The sequence below is a fragment of the Mycobacterium sp. URHB0021 genome (assembly GCF_054057895.1).
The window spans coordinates 75,436-91,504 of sequence record NZ_JBSRZT010000002.1; the positions used below are offsets into that span (position 1 = coordinate 75,436).

General features: G+C 66.8%; 13 protein-coding genes and 2 pseudogenes. 6 read left to right on the top strand and 9 right to left on the bottom strand.

Annotated features, from left to right (window positions below):
• Positions 1-12: 12 nt before the first annotated feature.
• The 4 genes and pseudogenes from ACVWWN_RS02515 to ACVWWN_RS02530 form a co-directional block, all read right to left on the bottom strand.
• Positions 13-714, bottom strand: a complete 702-nt coding sequence (locus ACVWWN_RS02515; RefSeq protein WP_457142480.1) for a haloacid dehalogenase type II — start codon at positions 712-714, stop codon at positions 13-15.
• A 128-nt stretch (positions 715-842) separates the two neighbouring features.
• Positions 843-1,091 (bottom strand): annotated as a pseudogene (locus ACVWWN_RS02520) (NADPH:quinone oxidoreductase family protein); the annotation flags it as partial.
• A gap of 165 nt (positions 1,092-1,256) precedes the next feature.
• A pseudogene (locus ACVWWN_RS02525) lies at positions 1,257-2,122 on the bottom strand (SDR family oxidoreductase).
• Between the two features lie 39 nt (positions 2,123-2,161).
• The gene (locus ACVWWN_RS02530) at positions 2,162-3,571 is read right to left on the bottom strand and encodes an aldehyde dehydrogenase family protein (RefSeq protein ID WP_457142481.1); all 1,410 of its coding nucleotides are present in this window, start codon (positions 3,569-3,571) and stop codon (positions 2,162-2,164) included.
• A gap of 218 nt (positions 3,572-3,789) precedes the next feature.
• Here ACVWWN_RS02530 and ACVWWN_RS02535 point away from each other — a divergent pair, with 218 nt between their 5' ends.
• Positions 3,790-4,887, top strand: a complete 1,098-nt coding sequence (locus ACVWWN_RS02535) for an alcohol dehydrogenase catalytic domain-containing protein (RefSeq protein ID WP_457142482.1) — start codon at positions 3,790-3,792, stop codon at positions 4,885-4,887.
• A gap of 3 nt (positions 4,888-4,890) precedes the next feature.
• Here ACVWWN_RS02535 and ACVWWN_RS02540 read toward each other — a convergent pair whose 3' ends face one another.
• The 4 genes from ACVWWN_RS02540 to ACVWWN_RS02555 all read right to left on the bottom strand — a co-directional run bounded on the left by ACVWWN_RS02540 (position 4,891) and on the right by ACVWWN_RS02555 (position 9,176).
• A complete protein-coding gene (locus ACVWWN_RS02540; protein WP_457142483.1) occupies positions 4,891-6,273 on the bottom strand; it encodes an MFS transporter in 1,383 nt (460 codons plus the stop codon).
• 300 nt (positions 6,274-6,573) lie between these two features.
• Positions 6,574-7,509, bottom strand: coding sequence for a class I SAM-dependent methyltransferase (locus tag ACVWWN_RS02545; RefSeq protein ID WP_457142484.1), 936 nt, complete (start codon positions 7,507-7,509; stop codon positions 6,574-6,576).
• Positions 7,506-8,465, bottom strand: coding sequence for a class I SAM-dependent methyltransferase (locus tag ACVWWN_RS02550; protein WP_457142485.1), 960 nt, complete (start codon positions 8,463-8,465; stop codon positions 7,506-7,508). The genes ACVWWN_RS02545 and ACVWWN_RS02550 overlap by 4 nt, the downstream gene beginning before the upstream one ends.
• A 72-nt stretch (positions 8,466-8,537) precedes the next feature.
• Positions 8,538-9,176, bottom strand: coding sequence for a TetR/AcrR family transcriptional regulator (locus ACVWWN_RS02555; RefSeq protein ID WP_457142486.1), 639 nt, complete (start codon positions 9,174-9,176; stop codon positions 8,538-8,540).
• Between the two features lie 183 nt (positions 9,177-9,359).
• On the opposite strand from ACVWWN_RS02555, the gene ACVWWN_RS02560 reads away from it, so the two are divergent.
• Genes ACVWWN_RS02560 through ACVWWN_RS02570 form a run of 3 tightly spaced genes read left to right on the top strand, consistent with a single transcriptional unit; the run spans position 9,360 to position 12,896 of the window.
• Positions 9,360-9,536, top strand: coding sequence for a hypothetical protein (locus ACVWWN_RS02560; RefSeq protein ID WP_457142487.1), 177 nt, complete (start codon positions 9,360-9,362; stop codon positions 9,534-9,536).
• Positions 9,537-9,558: 22 nt separating this feature from the next.
• Complete coding sequence (locus ACVWWN_RS02565; RefSeq protein WP_457148972.1) at positions 9,559-11,697, top strand: FUSC family protein; 2,139 nt, start codon at positions 9,559-9,561, stop codon at positions 11,695-11,697.
• The gene (locus ACVWWN_RS02570; RefSeq protein WP_457142488.1) at positions 11,694-12,896 is read left to right on the top strand and encodes an NAD(P)/FAD-dependent oxidoreductase; all 1,203 of its coding nucleotides are present in this window, start codon (positions 11,694-11,696) and stop codon (positions 12,894-12,896) included. The genes ACVWWN_RS02565 and ACVWWN_RS02570 overlap by 4 nt, the downstream gene beginning before the upstream one ends.
• On the opposite strand, the gene ACVWWN_RS02575 is transcribed toward ACVWWN_RS02570, so the two are convergent.
• Positions 12,893-13,867, bottom strand: a complete 975-nt coding sequence (locus ACVWWN_RS02575) for a pirin family protein (RefSeq protein ID WP_457142489.1) — start codon at positions 13,865-13,867, stop codon at positions 12,893-12,895. The genes ACVWWN_RS02570 and ACVWWN_RS02575 overlap by 4 nt on opposite strands.
• 95 nt (positions 13,868-13,962) lie before the next feature.
• Here ACVWWN_RS02575 and ACVWWN_RS02580 point away from each other — a divergent pair, with 95 nt between their 5' ends.
• The gene (locus tag ACVWWN_RS02580) at positions 13,963-14,748 is read left to right on the top strand and encodes an SDR family NAD(P)-dependent oxidoreductase (protein ID WP_457142490.1); all 786 of its coding nucleotides are present in this window, start codon (positions 13,963-13,965) and stop codon (positions 14,746-14,748) included.
• Positions 14,749-14,806: 58 nt separating this feature from the next.
• Entirely contained in the window at positions 14,807-16,069 is a 1,263-nt protein-coding gene (locus ACVWWN_RS02585; protein WP_457148973.1) for a nucleotide disphospho-sugar-binding domain-containing protein, read from the top strand.

Sequence of the window (16,069 nt, forward strand, 5' to 3'; positions counted from 1 at the left end):
TACGCCGTCCGCTCACGCCTCCAGCTGGTCGGCGAGGTCCGGAAAATCTGTTGCAGTGAAATTGAATTCGCTGTCGTCGACGCTCTGAGCAGGCCGATTGGGACCGAACTCCAGCGGCCGGTCGACGTAGGCCGTCATCAGCCCCGCCTGGCGAGCCGCACGCAGATCGCTGGGATGGGCGGCGACGAGCATCAGCTCGCCCGGTGCCACACCGAGCAGGTCGGCGCATCCGAGATACGCCTCTGGATCCGGCTTGTAGTGGTGGAACAGTTCAGCCGATATCACGCAGTCCCACGGCAGCCCGGCCCGCTTGGCCATGTTGGTCAGCAGCGAGACGTTGCCGTTCGACAGCGTGGTGATGACGAACCGTTGTTTCAGCCGCGTCAGGCCGGCAACGCTGTCCGGCCACGGGTCCAGCCGGTGCCAGGCCCGGTTGAGGTGGTCGATTTCTTCGTCACCGACCGAGGCACCCGCGCCGCGGAGCAACTCCTCCAGAATGCCGCGGTGGAGGTCGTCGATTCTGGTCCACGGCAGCTCCCCGCGACGCACCTTGTCCATCGCGGGCGCATACCCCTTGCGCCAGTTGTCGGCGAACGTGGGCCAATCCTGCTGAACGCCATGGCTTTCACCGAACTGCTCGAGTTCGGCGATAATGCTCGAACGCCAGTCCACGACGGTGCCGAACACATCAAACGCCAATGCCTTGGTACTCATTTACGCTGTCCGTTCTTCACGCAAGCGCTCATCGGCGCCGTCTGTTCTTCGCGCAAGCGCTCATCGGCGCCGTCTGTTCTTCGCGCAAGCGCTCATCGGCGCCGTCTGTTCTTCGCGCAAGCCCTCATCTACGGCTCCAATACGAACTTGCCCAGGACCCCGCCGCTGGCCAGCGCCTCCAATGCCTCGGCGCCCTTCGACGGCGGAAACTGCACCGGAGGCGGTGGTCTGAGGCCCGCATCGACGAGCCGGGCGACACCCGAGCTGAACAGCGCTTGCGCACCCGGCGTGCGGTTCACGAATTCACCGTATCCGACGCCGACGACGCTGACATTGCGTAGCAGCAGCCGGTTCACTTTGACCGTGGGGATCCAGCCTCAGCTGGTATTCATCGCGTAGGAGCAGCAGGTCGGGGAAACACCCCCGCCGCTCCGACATCGACGACCACGGTGTCTTCGCTGACATCCGCCGGATCGTCCACGTCGGTGTAGGCCAGCCCTGAAGGTCCAGAGAGTTCCTGCGCGACAAGCGCTCTCACCTTCTCAACCGAGACTGAAGGCGGCCCGCTGCGCCCCCGACAGATCGGTGATCTCACCCCACTTGGCGGCGACGTCGTCGATCGACGGCACCCCGTCGGAGAACGTCACCCCGTCGTTCTGGAACAGCGCGGCACGTTGCACCTTGCCGCCACCGACGATGAACACCGACGCCGTGTCGGCCACCTCCTCGGTGCACAGATAGGCCACCACCGGGGCCACGTACTCCGGCGTGAGCTTCTCGAACACCTCGGGCGGCAGGATGTCCTGGGTCATTCGGGTAGCCGCAATCGGCGCGACGGCGTTGGCCTTGATGTTGTACTTCGCGCCTTCCTGGGCGAGCGTGTTGATCAAGCCGACGAGCCCCAGTTTGGCGGCGCCGTAGTTGGCCTGGCCGAAATTGCCGAACAGTCCGCTGGTCGAAGTGGCGACGACGACGCGGCCGAAACCGTTCTCGCGGAAGTGTGGCCACGCCGCACGGAGCACGTGGTAGCCGCCGTAGAGGTGCACCTTCAGCACGGCATCCCAGTTCGCGAACTCCATCTTGTGGAACGTGCCGTCGCGCAGGATGCCGGCGTTGCTGACCACACCGTCGACCTTGCCGAACTCGTCGAGCGCGGTCTTGATGATGTTCTCCGCGCCCTCTGACTCGGCGACGGAGTCGTAATTGGCGACAGCGCGGCCGCCGGCGTCTTTGATCTCCTTGACCACCTCGTCAGCCATCGCCGAACCCGCCCCGGTACCGTCACGCGCACCGCCAGGTCGTTGACGACCACGCTGGCGCCCTCCTTGGCGAGCGTCAGCGCATACTCGCGGCCGAGTCCGCCACCGGCCCCGGTGACGACGATGACGCGATCCTGCACTCCAGGCATGTGGTTCCTCTCATAGGGGTAGCTCCGCCGACGATCAAACTAGAACAGTTTGCGCGCCAGCTTCCACGCCTTCTGCGTATACGGGGGGTAGATCACAGCCGCCAAGTCGGGTCGGGTCGGCTTCGTCAGCACCGTCTTCTTGTGGCTGAACTCCTCGAAGCCCCACTTGCCGTGATACGCGCCCGTGCCCGAGACGCCCACCCCACCGAAGGGCAGCTTGGTGGTGGTGAACTGGACGACGAGGTGGTTGACCACCATGCCGCCGGACGACACCTCCTTGATCACCCGCTCCCGCACGGCCTTTGCCTTGGTGAACAGATAGGCGGCCAACGGCTTAGGCCGCGAGTTCACGAATTTGATTGCCTCGTCGAGGTTTTGGACGGTCACCACGGGAAGGATGGGCCCGAAGATCTCGTCGGTCATCAACGGTTCGCCCACGTCGGGATCCACCACGACCGTCGGTTGGAGCAACAGCTCGGACGCGTCCGATCCGCCGCCGACGGCGACGGTGCCTTTCGTTGCGGCGAGCGCGGAGGCCAAGCGGTCGAAGTGCCGCTGGTTCACGATCCGCTTTCCCGCCGTGTTGCCTGCCTCGAACGTCGTGACGGCGGCTTTGATCTTGTCGACCAGCTGGTCGCGGATCGCGGCGTCGGCGAGCACGTAATCCGGCGCGATACAGGTCTGGCCCGAGTTGAGCAGCTTCGTCCAGGCGATCCGCTTGGCGGCGACGTCGATGTCGGCGTCGGCCGCGACGATCACCGGGCTCTTGCCGCCGAGTTCCAGGGTGACCGGGGTCAGGTGCGCCGCCGCGCTCTCGTACACCTTGCGGCCGATCTCGCTACCGCCGGTGAAGCAGACCCGGTCCAGGCCCTGGGCGATCAGTTCCTGGCTCACCGCGCCGTCGCCTTCGATCACCGTGATCGCGCCGTTGTCCAGATACCTCGGCACCAGGTCCGCCATCAACGCCGAGGATGCGGGCGCCACCTCGGACGGCTTGAGCACGATGGTGTTCCCGGCGGCGATGGCCCCGACGGCGGGTCCGAGTGTCAATGCGAACGGGAAATTCCAGGCCCCGATGATCAGCACGGTGCCGTACGGCTCGTACTCGACCCAACCGCGGCCGGGCAGCTGCGCAATCTCGAGCAGCCGGTGTTTGCGGCGCGTCCACTTTCCGATGTTCTTCGCAGCGTCCTTGGCCTCGGCGGCGGTACTGGCCACGTCGGCCAACCACGCCTCGAACGGCGCGCGGCCGAGGTCTTGGTACAGCGCCTCGGCGATCGCCGACTCGTTCTCCACGAGCATCTTCTCCAGCGCCAACAGCTGGCGCCTTCGCCAGTCCACGTTGCGGGTCCGGCCCGTCGCGAAGGTCTCGCGCAGCCGTCTCACGGTCGCGGGGATATTGGGCCGGGCCTCGGCCGCGGCCTCAGGTGCGACGGATTCGGTGGTCATGGCGGGTGTCCTTCCTGCCCCGAGGAATACCCGATACTAACCATCCGGTTGGCCGAGCCAGTAGGTCTGTCAGGCCGGTCGCCCGGGGGGACTATCAACTGGCGGTGCGGCAAGCTGGTGACCCATATGAACGAACTTCGGCGACAGATGCCGCCCGCTGCTGGCAGGGCGCTCGACTACCTACTATTCGGACAGTCCCGTCAAACTGAGGAGTCGTGTTGAAAGCCATCGTTTTTCGTGACTCTTCTACTCCAATCGAATTCTGCGACGTTGATCTTGCCGGCCCGGCGGCCGGCGAGGTGCGGGTGCGGATCGCCGCGGCGGGTGTCTGTCATTCCGACCTGCACGTCAAGCGCGGCGATTGGGATACGCCCGCGCCGCTGGTCATGGGCCACGAGGGGTCAGGCGTGGTGACCGAACTCGGCGAGGGCGTCACCAGGCTCGCGGTCGGTGACCATGTCGTGTTGTCGTGGGTGCCGTCGTGCGGTGAATGCCGGTACTGCCGATCCGGCCACGAAGCCCGCTGCCAGAAGGTCGCCACCATAGTTGCGCCCAACGGAACGCTGTTCGACGGCACCACGCGGCTGTCAAAGAACGGGAAGAAACTCCATCACTATCTCGGTGTCTCGTCGTTCGCCGAAGAGGTCGTTGTCCCCGCCTCCGGCGCGGTCAAAGTCCGCCGGGATGCTCCCCTGGACGTCATCGCGGTTGTCGGCTGTGCGGTGGCCACCGGCGTCGGCGCGGTCCTCAACACCGCCGCCGTCGAGGCGGGTACGACCGTCGCCGTCATCGGCTGCGGCGGTGTCGGACTCAACGTCATTCAGGGCGCCAAGCTCGCCGGTGCGGCACGGATCGTGGCCATCGACGTTCGCGACGACAAGACCCAGCTGGCCGCTCGGCTCGGCGCGACCGACCGTATCAACGCCGCAGCGGGCGACGCCGAGGAGCAGCTGCGGTCGCTGATCCCTGATGGCGTCGACTATGCGTTCGACGCCTTCGGGCACACCGGCACCACCGAACAGGCGATCCGGATGCTCGGCCTGGGTGGCGCGGCGGTTGTGGTGGGGCTGCCGCCGACGGGGGCCAGGGCGTCATTCGAACCGCTGCTGCTCGCCGAAGCCGACCAACGCATCCTCGGCTCGAATTACGGGTCGGTCCGGCCGTCGATCGACATCCCCGTGCTCGTCGACCGATACATGGACGGGCAGCTGGAGCTCGACGCGCTCATCTGGGCGCGGCGGCCGCTCGACGAGGCCGCCGCCGCCTTCCAGGACCTCGAGTCCGGCGAAGCGCTGCGCACCCTGTTGATTCCCTGAAAGTCAGACGGGGTTGATGTCTTCGAGGTTGCGCCGTGTGGTCCGGGGCCCGATCCAGGCCACCACCGCGATAACGATCGCCAGTGCGATCAGCACGACGGTGAACATCGCGGCGGCACCGTAGTCGTCGAGGACTGGAATCAGGATGAAGGGCAGCGCGCCGCTGGAGAGACGCGACAGCGAATACGTCCAGCCCACCGCTGTGGCTCTGACGTCGGTGGGGAAGATCTCGGCTTGATAGACGTGGTAGACGTTGGAGAACATGTTGCTCGTGGCCGTGGTGAGGAAGCCGAACACCACGATAAGGGCGGTGTTGTCGACGGTGGCGAACAACAGGCCGAAGCCCGCCATCGCGGCGATGGTGGCGATCACGAGGTACTTACGCTCGAAGAACTTCAGCAACGGTACCGACAGTGCCGAGCCAACCGGGTAGCCGATGTAGGAGAGCGCGGTGAACAGCAGGGACGAGGTGACGTCGTAGCCGCGGCTGACCAAGACCAGAGCGGCCAGCGTGCCGAACCCGTAGTAGCCGAACGACTGAAAGAGATGGAACACCGCCAGCATGCCGAGACGCTGACGGTAGGGCGAAACCGACAGCCGCTGAAGCGGTTTGGTCACCGCTCCGGCGACCGGGCCAACTGAGTCCGACTCGGGTTTCGCTGCCGCGGCCACGGAGTCGGTGCCCGTCTGAAACTCCCGCAGCGCGGCCCTGGCCTCGTCGGCGCGCCCGACGCCGGCCAGCCAGCGCGGCGACTCGGGCAGCCCCCGCCGCATCAGCATTACCACGGCGGCGCCGACGGACCCGATCACCAGAAGCACCCGCCACCCGGGGATGCCGAACAGGCTGTGCTCGGTCAGGCCTACCGAGAGGAATCCCAGGACGGGCACCGCGACGAAAGAACAGGTGTATGCCCACGCCGCCAATCGGCCGCGATGGGCCTTGGGCAGCACATCGGACAGGTAGGCGTCAGCGACCGGATACTCCGCGCCCACCCCTACGCCGGCCAGGAACCGGGTGACGACCAAGAACCACGGGGTCGGGGAGAAGGCGCCTATCAGGGTCCACAGCGAGAACCAGACCAGGTTGAAAAGGAAGGCGCGGCGGCGCCCAATCCTGTCGGCGAGACGACCCAGGGCGGCCGCGCCGATGAACATTCCCAGAAACGATGAGGCCAGCAGCAGCTTCAGCGTGGTGCCGTTGAGGTCGTATTGGGTCTTGAGCGTGGTACTGATGGTGCTCGACAGGAAGATCTCGTACATCTCGAAGAACAGCCCGAGGCCGATCGCCACCACCACCTTGCGGTGCATCGTCCCGATCGGCAAGCGGTCGAGCTGCTGACCGATGTCGGCCAACAGCGTCTTGTTATTCGGCGACACCGTCGTCATCTGTGTTCTCCTCGGTCACGCTTTGCCGTTATGCGCACGCATCCGCAAAACTCATCATGCAGGCTTTCACCCACTATGTGAGTCACAGTACGGCGTAACGGTCCGAGTGGCAATCATCACCCTTCAGTCGCGCTGTCCTCGTTCTCCACTTGCGCATGCCGCGCAAGGGAGATCGCCAGTTGGCAGTCGGCGGTTGCTTTCGGCAGCACCGGCCTACCGGCCGGCGATCCGTGCGGAGTGTTCGCCGAACGCGTTGTGCACGCGTCAAACCGGCGCTGTCGGGTGTGCGCCGCCGTGGACCTACCCGCGTTGGGCGGTGACGAATGTCGAGAATGCGTCCCCGTCGGAGTCCTCCGGGGGCAGCACCCACCGGCCCAGTCGGCGCATCTCCTCCTCGGAGGTGATGCCCTTGGACCGCCAGCCGTGCTCATCGAGCCACTCGCCGACATCGGCGCGGTCGGGGTCCTCGTACATGAGGCCCTGCACATCGGGTGTCTCCTCGACGCCGAACTGCTCGGCGATGCGCTCGAACCGTTCCCGCATCCGGTCGCGATGCTCCTGGGCATGGGTGCCGACGGTCTCCACCGCGATGCGGCTACCCGCCGCACTGAGCTGCGTGACGTGTTCGAACAGCTTGTCCTGGGCGTCTGCGGGCAGGTACATCAACAGCCCCTCGGCCAGCCAGGCGGTCGGCACCCCGGCGTCGAAACCGCAGTCGCGCAGGGCTTTTGGCCAGTCGAAGCGCAGATCGATCGGTACCTCGTGACGCTGCGCCGACGGCGTCGCCCCATTCTCGGCCAGCGTGGCGGCCTTGTATTCGAGGACTTTCGGTTGGTCGATCTCGTACACGGTGGTGTTTGCCGGCCATGGCAGCCGGTAGGCGCGTGAGTCCAGTCCGGCAGCCAGGAGCACGACCTGCCGGATGCCCGCCGCGACCGCCTCGGCGAAGAAGGCGTCGAAGAAATGCGTCCGCACGGCTTGATAGCTGCCCATGTGCTCGAAGATCGTGGCGACCTCGGCGTCGATGTCGGCCACCTTGGCGGCGAAGTCCTCGTCGGCCATCCGTTCCCAGAGCCCGGTCCCCGCTTGGGCGATCAGAATTCTCGCGTACGGATCGCGGATCAGTGGGTTCGCCCGCTCGGTCTCGGCGGCCCGCGCCGCCGCGACCATCACGGCCGTCGATCCCACGCTGGTCGCGATGTCCCAGGTGTCGTCTGCGGTGCGCAACGTGCTCATCGAGGGGGTCCCTCCAGCCGGGCGCGCAACAGCACGCTGTCCATCCCCTCGCCGGCGAGTTCGTCGCCGGCGGGCCGGCCCAGGCGGGCCATCTCGGTCGCGCTCGGCACCGCGTCCACGCGCCAACCGTGTTCGGACAGCCAGGCCGCGGGGTCGGCACGCTCCTCGTCGGTGTACATCAACGCGTCGACGTCGATATCCAGACCCAGCCGGTCGCGCAGGTGCGCGCTCCGCTCACGGCGCTCGCTCCTCTTCTCCTCGGTGAACTGCGACGGCTGCAGGTTGAACGCCTCGACCGCGATCTGGCTGTCGGCCTCACTGAGCTCGGTGACCACCGCAAAAAGCCGGTCCTGGGCCGCACCGGGCAGGTAGGGCAGCAAGCCCTCGGCCAGCCATGCCGTCGGCTGCGCCGGATCGAAACCGGCGTCGATCAGCGCCGCGGGCCAGTCGTCGCGCAGGTCGACCGGCACTGCGACGCGGCGTGATTTCGGCACCGCGCCGTGCGCGTCCAGCGTAGCGGACTTGTATTCCAAGACCTTGGGCTGGTCGATCTCGAATACTGTTGTGCCCGAGGGCCAGTCGATGCGATAGGCCCGGGAGTCCAGTCCGGCGGCCAGGATCACCACCTGCCGGATACCGGCCCGGCTCGCGGCGTCGAAGTAGGCGTCGAAGTAATGCGTGCGCACCGCCTGGTAGTCGCGCGCCATCTCGTGCATCCGGCGGCCGTACCCGTCGTCACCGAGCCAAGCGGTGTCGCTGCTCGCCATCTGCGCCCAGGCTGGACCGGCGGACGCGGCCAATAGATACGCGAAGTCGTCGCGAATCAGTGCATCGGGGCGGGACGTCTCGGCGGCTCGGACGGCCGCAACGCCCAGCGCCGTCGCACCGACACTCTCGGTGATGTCCCAGCTGTCACCATCTGTGCGGGCCAGCCGCACGTCACTCACATCAGTCATTTCCTTCGCTATGCTAGACAAAAAGTTAGCAGAGCTAGATGAACTGTGGGCTAGATCACTTCTGGCGAGCGACTATTCGTGGAGGTGCCAGAGTTTGTTCGCCATCAACAATTCGAACTTGTGCACCACCGACGACAGTTCGGTGCGATCGCCCACGAAGCCGGCGTAGAAGCCCATCCCCCACATCACCGCCACCAGCATCTCGACGAGTTGGTTGACATCGGTGTCGGTGGTGAGCTCACCGCGCTGGATTGCGTCGTTCACCGCCCAGGCCACGAAGGCACGTGAGTTCTTCAGCGAGTCGTGCTCGTCGTTGTTCAGCTCGGGATGGCGCTGCGCCTCCAGGACCGAGGTGACGAGAAATGCCGCCGCTGAGCGGTCTTCGGTATCGGCCTGCATCGCTGCGGCAAAGAATGCGGACAGCCGCCCCAGCAAATCATTTCGGCTCTGCGCTCGCGCCATGCCGGCGTTGACCACCTGAGCGTTGGTTTGCTCGACAACTTCTGTCCACAAGACGCGCTTGCTCGCGAAATAGTGATTGATCGCAGGACGGGTGAGGTCGGCGCGGATCGCGATGGCCTGAAAGGTGGCTGCGTCGTATCCGAGTTCGCTGAACACCTCGCGAGCCGCTTGTATGATGCGCTCTCGCGTTTCAGCTGCCTTCGCTGCGGGTGGACGACCCGGACCTCGACTCGCCGTATGTTGCGGCACGGTCAAATTGTGCCACAGCTCACGTGGCACTCAGACAGCTGCCGCCGGTTAGTCCTCCCCAGCATGCCCTACCAGCAAATACTCTCGGGCTGAGCGGACGACCGAACGCTCGGTGGGTTCACTCGTAACCTTTCCCGGCGGGCCCTCGGCCTCCACACCGATCGCGCATTAGGGTGAGCTGCCATGGCGAGCGTCGTTTCGCGTGAGTCGTACTTCGAGACCGGTCTCGACGTGTTGTCCGACCTCGGCTACGAGCAGGCGACACTGCCCCGCGACGCGGCTGCCCTCGAGTGGATCGCCGGCCAGCTGATCGACGCTCTCGACTGCGGGCGGTTCGCCTCGGTGCCCGACGGTGACTAGCGCGGCCGGCGACACCGGACGCATGCAACTCTGGCATCGCTTCACGGACCGGATCCGCCAGCGCGATCCCGAGCATGACGCGTTGCGGCGGGCGGGGCGGGCGGCCATCATGCTTCCCGTCGCAGCGGCGATCAGTTTCGCGATCGCCGGTGACTCACAGACACCGCTGTTCACGATCTTCGGGTCGGTGGCGCTGCTCATCATGGCGGACTTCCCCGGCAACCGGCCGGCCCGCGCGCTCGCCTTCGCCGGGCTGGGGATCAACGGCGCCACCCTCATCGTGCTGGGCACCCTGGTGTCGCCACACCCGGGAATCAGCGTGGCGGCGATGTTCCTGCTCGGCGTGGCGGTGACCTTCTCGGGGGTGCTGAGCGAGAGCTTCGCCGCGGGCCAGCGGGCCACACTGCTGACGTTCGTCCTTCCGGCCTGTACGCCCGTGGGCCCGATCCCGGAGCGGCTGCTGGGCTGGCTGATCGCCCTGGCCGTGTGTGTCCCGGCGTCGTTGTTCCTCTTTCCGCCGCGCCACCACGACGATCTGCGTCGCCACGCTGTGGAGGTGTGTCAGAAGCTCGCCGACAGTCTGGAGGGCACCGGGTCGGCCAAGGACGTCAACCGGGCCATGAACGCGCTGTGGGACAACTTCGTGGGCGCGGATTTCCGGCCGGTCGCGCTCACCGCGGGCAGTCGGGCGTTGGTGCGGGTCGTCGACGACCTCGGCTGGTTGTCCGACCAGATCACCGACGACACCGGCGCCCTACTCGGCGACCTCAAAGCGCCCCTGGTCCGGGTGCTACGGGATTCGGCAGCGGTACTGAGCATCTCCGATGCCGCCGAGCGGGCGCGCAGGGGCGCCGACCTGGACGCGGCGCTGGCCGAGCAGCGGTCGATCGCGCAGGGACGCTACCGCGAGGACATCGTCGAGATTCTCGCCGAACCCCACGACCTCATCGCGGTCGAGATCGGTCGCAGGTTGCTGACCCGTCGCACGTTCTCGGCGACGGTCGGCGTCACGGGCCGCATCATCCGCAACGCGGCGATCGCAGACGCCCGGCCGGTGTGGGCTCGGGTGCTCGGCCGTCGACTACCGAAGACCGGCACGGCGGATTGGGTGCTGCCGGAAACCGTTGCGGTCGCCGCCATCACCAAGGGATACGTGACCACCCGCGCGGTCGTGCTGCGCAACAGCGTCCGGACGGGCCTCGGTCTGGCGCTGGCGGTTGCCGTCACCCATGTGTTCCCGGTTCAGCACGGGTTCTGGGTGGTGCTCGGCGCGTTGTCGGTGCTGCGCAGCAGCGCGCTCACGACCGGCACCCGGGTGCTGCGCGCAGTGGCGGGCACGGCGCTCGGTTTCCTGTTGGGCGTGGTCGTCATCGAAGTGGTCGGTGTCGACCCGGCCGTGATGTGGACGCTGTTGCCGGTCGTGGCGTTCGGCTCTGCCTACGTTCCCGAGGTCGCGTCGTTCATCGCCGGGCAGGCCGCGTTCACGATGATGGTGCTGATCAACTTCAACCTGATCGTGCCGACCGGCTGGCAGGTGGGCCTGCTGCGCGTCGAGGATGTGTTGGTCGGTGGCCTCGTGGGTGTCATGGTGTCGGTGTTGCTGTGGCCGCGAGGCGCGGCGGCGACGGTGACCAAGGCGACGGACAGCGCCTTTGCGGCAGGCACACAACTGCTCAAGGCCGCCGTGCTGCGGGTCACCCACGGCGCGTCCGAAGAGGCGACGGATCGGGTGATAGCGCTGAGCCGCGCCGCGATGGAGGCTTCGCGAACACTCGATGACGCAGTGCGTCAGTATCTTTCGGAGACGGGCGGGGCGACGGACCGGCGCGCTCCGGTGGTGCACTCCGCCAACCGCGCGATCCGGTTGCGCGCCGCCGCAGAGTTGATCGCCGACATCGTCCCGCCACCGCTGGGGGTTTACCCCAGAACCTGCGATGTGCTCGAGGCGCACGCCGACGCGATCTGTGTCCGGTTGACCGAAGGGGGTGCGCCCGTGCACGCACCCATCAGCGACGACTTCGTGATCGCGCTGCGCGCGGAGGCCACCGATGGTGGTCTGGCGGTGTCGGCGGCGCTGCCCCTGACGACCGTGGCGGCCAACCTGGGCGAGCTCGAGCTTCTCTACCCGACGAGCGCCGGGCAGGTAGCGTCGGCCGGATGAGCGAAGTCCTTGTTCTCGGTTCGGGTTTCGCCGGTCTGTGGGCGGCCCTCGGTGCCGCCAGACGGCTCGACGAACTCGGCGCCGCACCCGGCGACGTTACGGTCACCGTCGTCAGCTCTTTGCCCTACCACGACATCCGGGTCCGCAACTACGAAGCCGACCTGTCGCCGTGCCGCATCGCGCTGGGCGAGGTGCTGGATCCGGTCGGGGTCGGGCACCTCGCGGCCGACGTGACGGCGATCGACCCGGGTTCCCGCACCGTGACCACCGCGCTCGGGGTGCGCACCTACGACCGGCTGGTGCTCGCGCTGGGCAGCCAGGTGGCCAAACCCGACATCCCGGGTCTGCGCGAGTTCGGATTCGACATCGATACCTACGACGGCGCCACCGCGCTGCAGCGGCATCTGGCGGACCTGGGCGGTGGCGATCACACGGCCGCGGCCGCCACCGTCGTCGTGGTCGGCGCCGGCTTGACCGGCATCGAGACCGCCACCGAGTTGCCCGCACGGTTGGCGGCGCTGTTCCCGGATACCGATGCCCGCGTGATCCTCGTCGACCACAGCCCTCATGTCGGCTCGGATATGGGCACCGCGGCGCGGCCGGTCATCGAGGCCGCGCTGGGCTCGGTCGGAGTCGAGACCCGGTGCGGGGTCGGCGTCGCCGCCGTGGACGACGGTGGGGCGACACTTTCAACGGGCGAAGTGCTGCCGGCGTCGACGGTGGTGTGGTGTGCGGGCATGCGCGCCAACCCGCTGACCGCCGGCCTGGGCGTCGAACGTGATCGTCTCGGCCGCCTTCAGGTCGACGACTACCTGCGTGTCGAGGGCCTGCGGAATGTGTTCGCCGCCGGAGACGTGGCGGCCGCACGGATGGATGACACCCACCTGTCGGTGATGTCGTGCCAGCACAGTAGGCCGATGGGCCGGTTCGCGGGATACAACGTGATCAGCGACCTGCTGGGCGAGCCCATGATGGCTCTTCGAATCCCTTGGTATGTCACAGTTTTGGATCTGGGTCCCGCGGGCGCGGTGTACACCGAGGGGTGGGACCGGCAGGTGGCCGCCAGCGGAGAGGTTGCCAAAGCCACCAAACAGGTCATCAACACGGAGCGAATCTATCCGCCGCTGAACGGAGACCGGGACGACATCCTGGCGGCGGCGGCGCCGACGCTGCAGTCGCCGCCGCCCCGCGACAGTTAGCCCAACGGACGGTGCGGCATCAGCGCATCCGGCGGGATGGCGCCGAACTTGCCCGCGTGGTAGTCCTCGAGCGCCTGGACCAGTTCGGACTTGGAGTTCATCACGAAGGGCCCGTAGTGAAAGACGGGCTCGCGAATGGGTTTGCCCCCGAGGATGAGCACCTCCAGCGCCGGCCGGTTGGAGTCCTGCGACTCGTCGGCGGCCACGCTGATGCGGTCGCCGGGTCCGAATACGGCCAGCTGTCCCTGCTGAATCGGGTGGCGGATCGGCCCGACCGATCCGCGGCCGGACAGCACATAGACCAACGCGTTGAAGTCGCGGTTCCACGGGATGTTCAACCGCGCACCCGGCTCAATGGTCGTGTGCGCCAGGGTGATCGGTGTATACGTCGAACCGGGCCCCTGCTGTCCGCCGACGTCGCCGGCGATGATGCGCAGCAACGCTCCACCGTCGTCCGAGGACAGCAACTTCACCTGGCCGCCCTCGATCGCCTGGTACTTCGGCGTCGCGAACTTGTCCCTCTTCGGCAGGTTCACCCACAGTTGGATGCCGTGGAAGGTGCCGCCGCTCTCCACCAGTTCGGCCGGCGGCGTCTCGATGTGCAGGATGCCCGACCCGGCGGTCATCCATTGCGTGGCGCCGTCGGTGATGAGGCCGCCGCCACCGTGCGAGTCCTGGTGCGCGAAGCGTCCGTCGATCATGTACGTGACGGTTTCGAAGCCGCGGTGCGGGTGCCAGTCGGTGCCCTTCGGCTCACCCGGCTGGTATTCCACCTCGCCCATCTGGTCCATGTGGACGAACGGGTCGAGGTCGGCGGCGCTGACTCCGGCGAATGCGCGCACGACGGGAAATCCCTCACCTTCGTAACCGCGCGGTCCGGCGGTGATGGACCGCACCGGTCGCTCGGTGTCGGATGCTGCGGGCTCCGCGATCCGCGGAAGAGTCAAGGTGTCTGCAGTGATGGCTGGCATGAGACAAGTAACCGGACTGCAGTCCGCATTATTCCATAAGTGACGTCAGCGTCGGTCTCGGTTTCGCCGCCTCGCCGCCGGGTAGGTGCAGGGGCATGGCTCAAACCGAATTCGCATTGGTTACCGGTGCCTCCAGTGGTATCGGATTGGAACTTGCCCGCCTTTTCGCGCAGCACGGCTATGACCTGGTCGTCGCAGCCGAGGACGACGGTATCCGCGACGTGCCGGGTCTGCTCGCCGAGCATGGCGCGGCAGTTCAGCCCGTCCAGGTCGATCTGCGAACCGCCGAAGGCGTCGCCCATCTCTACGACAGTGCCGTCGACGGAGGTCGCGAGCTGACCGCTGCGGCCTTCAACGCCGGTATCGGTCGCGGCGACATGTTCCTCGCGACGGAACTCGCCGACGATCTGAGCATCATCGACCTCAATGTGCGGTCCACCGTTCATCTTGCCAAGCTGGTGTTGCGCGACATGGCCAATCGCGGCGCGGGCAGGGTGCTGTTCACTTCGTCGGTGGCTTCGATGATGCCGGGCTCCTACCAGACGGTGTACAACGCATCGAAGTCCTTCGTGCAGTCCTTCGCCGAAGCGCTGCGAGACGAGCTCCGCGACACCGGGATCACGGTCACCTCGTTGATGCCAGGGCCGACGGACACCGACTTCTTCCACCGCGCCAAGATGGATGAGACACCAGTCGGCAAGATGAGCAAGGACGATCCGGCGCAGGTAGCGCGCCAGGGATTCGAGGCCCTCATGCGAGGTGACCAGAAAGTCGTGGGTGGCTCGGTCAGTTCCAAGGTGCTCGGAACCGTTGCCCGGATATTGCCGGACAACGTCAAGGCCATTGGCAGCCGCGTGATTTCGATTCCGCTGAACCGCTGACGCGAAGGGCGGTCCATTGGCGCGCATAGCCCTGGCGGCTAGCCCTCTGTCCGGCCATGTGCAGCCCATGCTGCAGATCGCCGCGCACCTTCGAAGGACGGGACACGAAGTCTGGCTGCTCACCGGCGAGGCGTATCGCGAGGCGGTGCAGGCCGTGGGTGTGGACTTCGCAGTCCTCCCGTCCGACGGTTGCGTGGACCAGGCTTTGGCGGAATCGCTTTCGCTCCAGCTGCTGCCGAGTCTGCTGCGCCGCTATGCCCGCGGCCGCCGCGAGATGCAGGCCACCTTCATTGCGCCGTTGGCCGCCCAGTATGCGTCGCTCGACAACCTCATCCGCCGAGAATCCGTCGACGCTGTGCTCGTCGACCTGGCGTTCACTGGGGCGTTGCCGCTGCTTTGTGCAACTCGCGCACGGCCGGCACTCATCGTGTGCGGAGTCGGACCACTCACCCTCTCCAGCGCTGCGGCACCACCTTTCGGTATCGGGTGGGCACCGCGCGCCGACACCGACTACTCCGGTTTGAACCGTGTCCACCGGCGGATGCTTCACGGCGTCCAAGCCGACTTGAACCGTGCGCTGGCGGGCGCCGGTTCCCCGCCCAGTAGCGAAGCGCTGGTGGACTGGCCGCGTCTCGCGGACCGAATGGTGCAACTCACCGTGCCGTCGTTCGAGTACCCGCGGGCTGATCTTCCGGCCGGCGTCGACTTTGTCGGACCCGTCTTCCACGACAACGCAGACACATTCGAGGCACCCGAATGGTGGAATGCCATCGAAACCGCCGGCGTCGTCGTCCACGTCACGCAGGGCACGCTGGACAACACTGACCTCGACCAGTTGATCGGTCCGAGCCTGGCGGCCCTCGCTGATGACGATGACGTTGTCGTGGTCGCGACCACCGGGCGCCGCGACGGCCACCGGCCGCAGATCCGGCTACCAGCGAATGCCTTGGTCTGCGACTGGCTTCCGTACTCGGCCTTGATGCCCCACGTCGATGTCATGATCACCAACGGCGGCTACGGCGGAGTTCACCACGCATTGCGGTGTGGCGTGCCGCTGGTCGTCGCCGGCGAGTCGGCCGACAAGTCCGAGGTCGCCGCTCGCGTCGCGCACTTCGGACTCGGGGTGAATTTGGGAAGTGCCCGGCCGCGGGTGGCTGATATCGCGGCGGCCGTACGACGGGTACGCGACGTCCACTCCTACCGTGCACGTGCCCGAGAGCTGGGGAGTGAGATCACCCGGTCCGACCCGCTCAACGCAATCACCGAAATCGTCGACGGAGAGATCGCGCGGCGCTCCGGTGTCCGTCCGACGCTGCGGTAG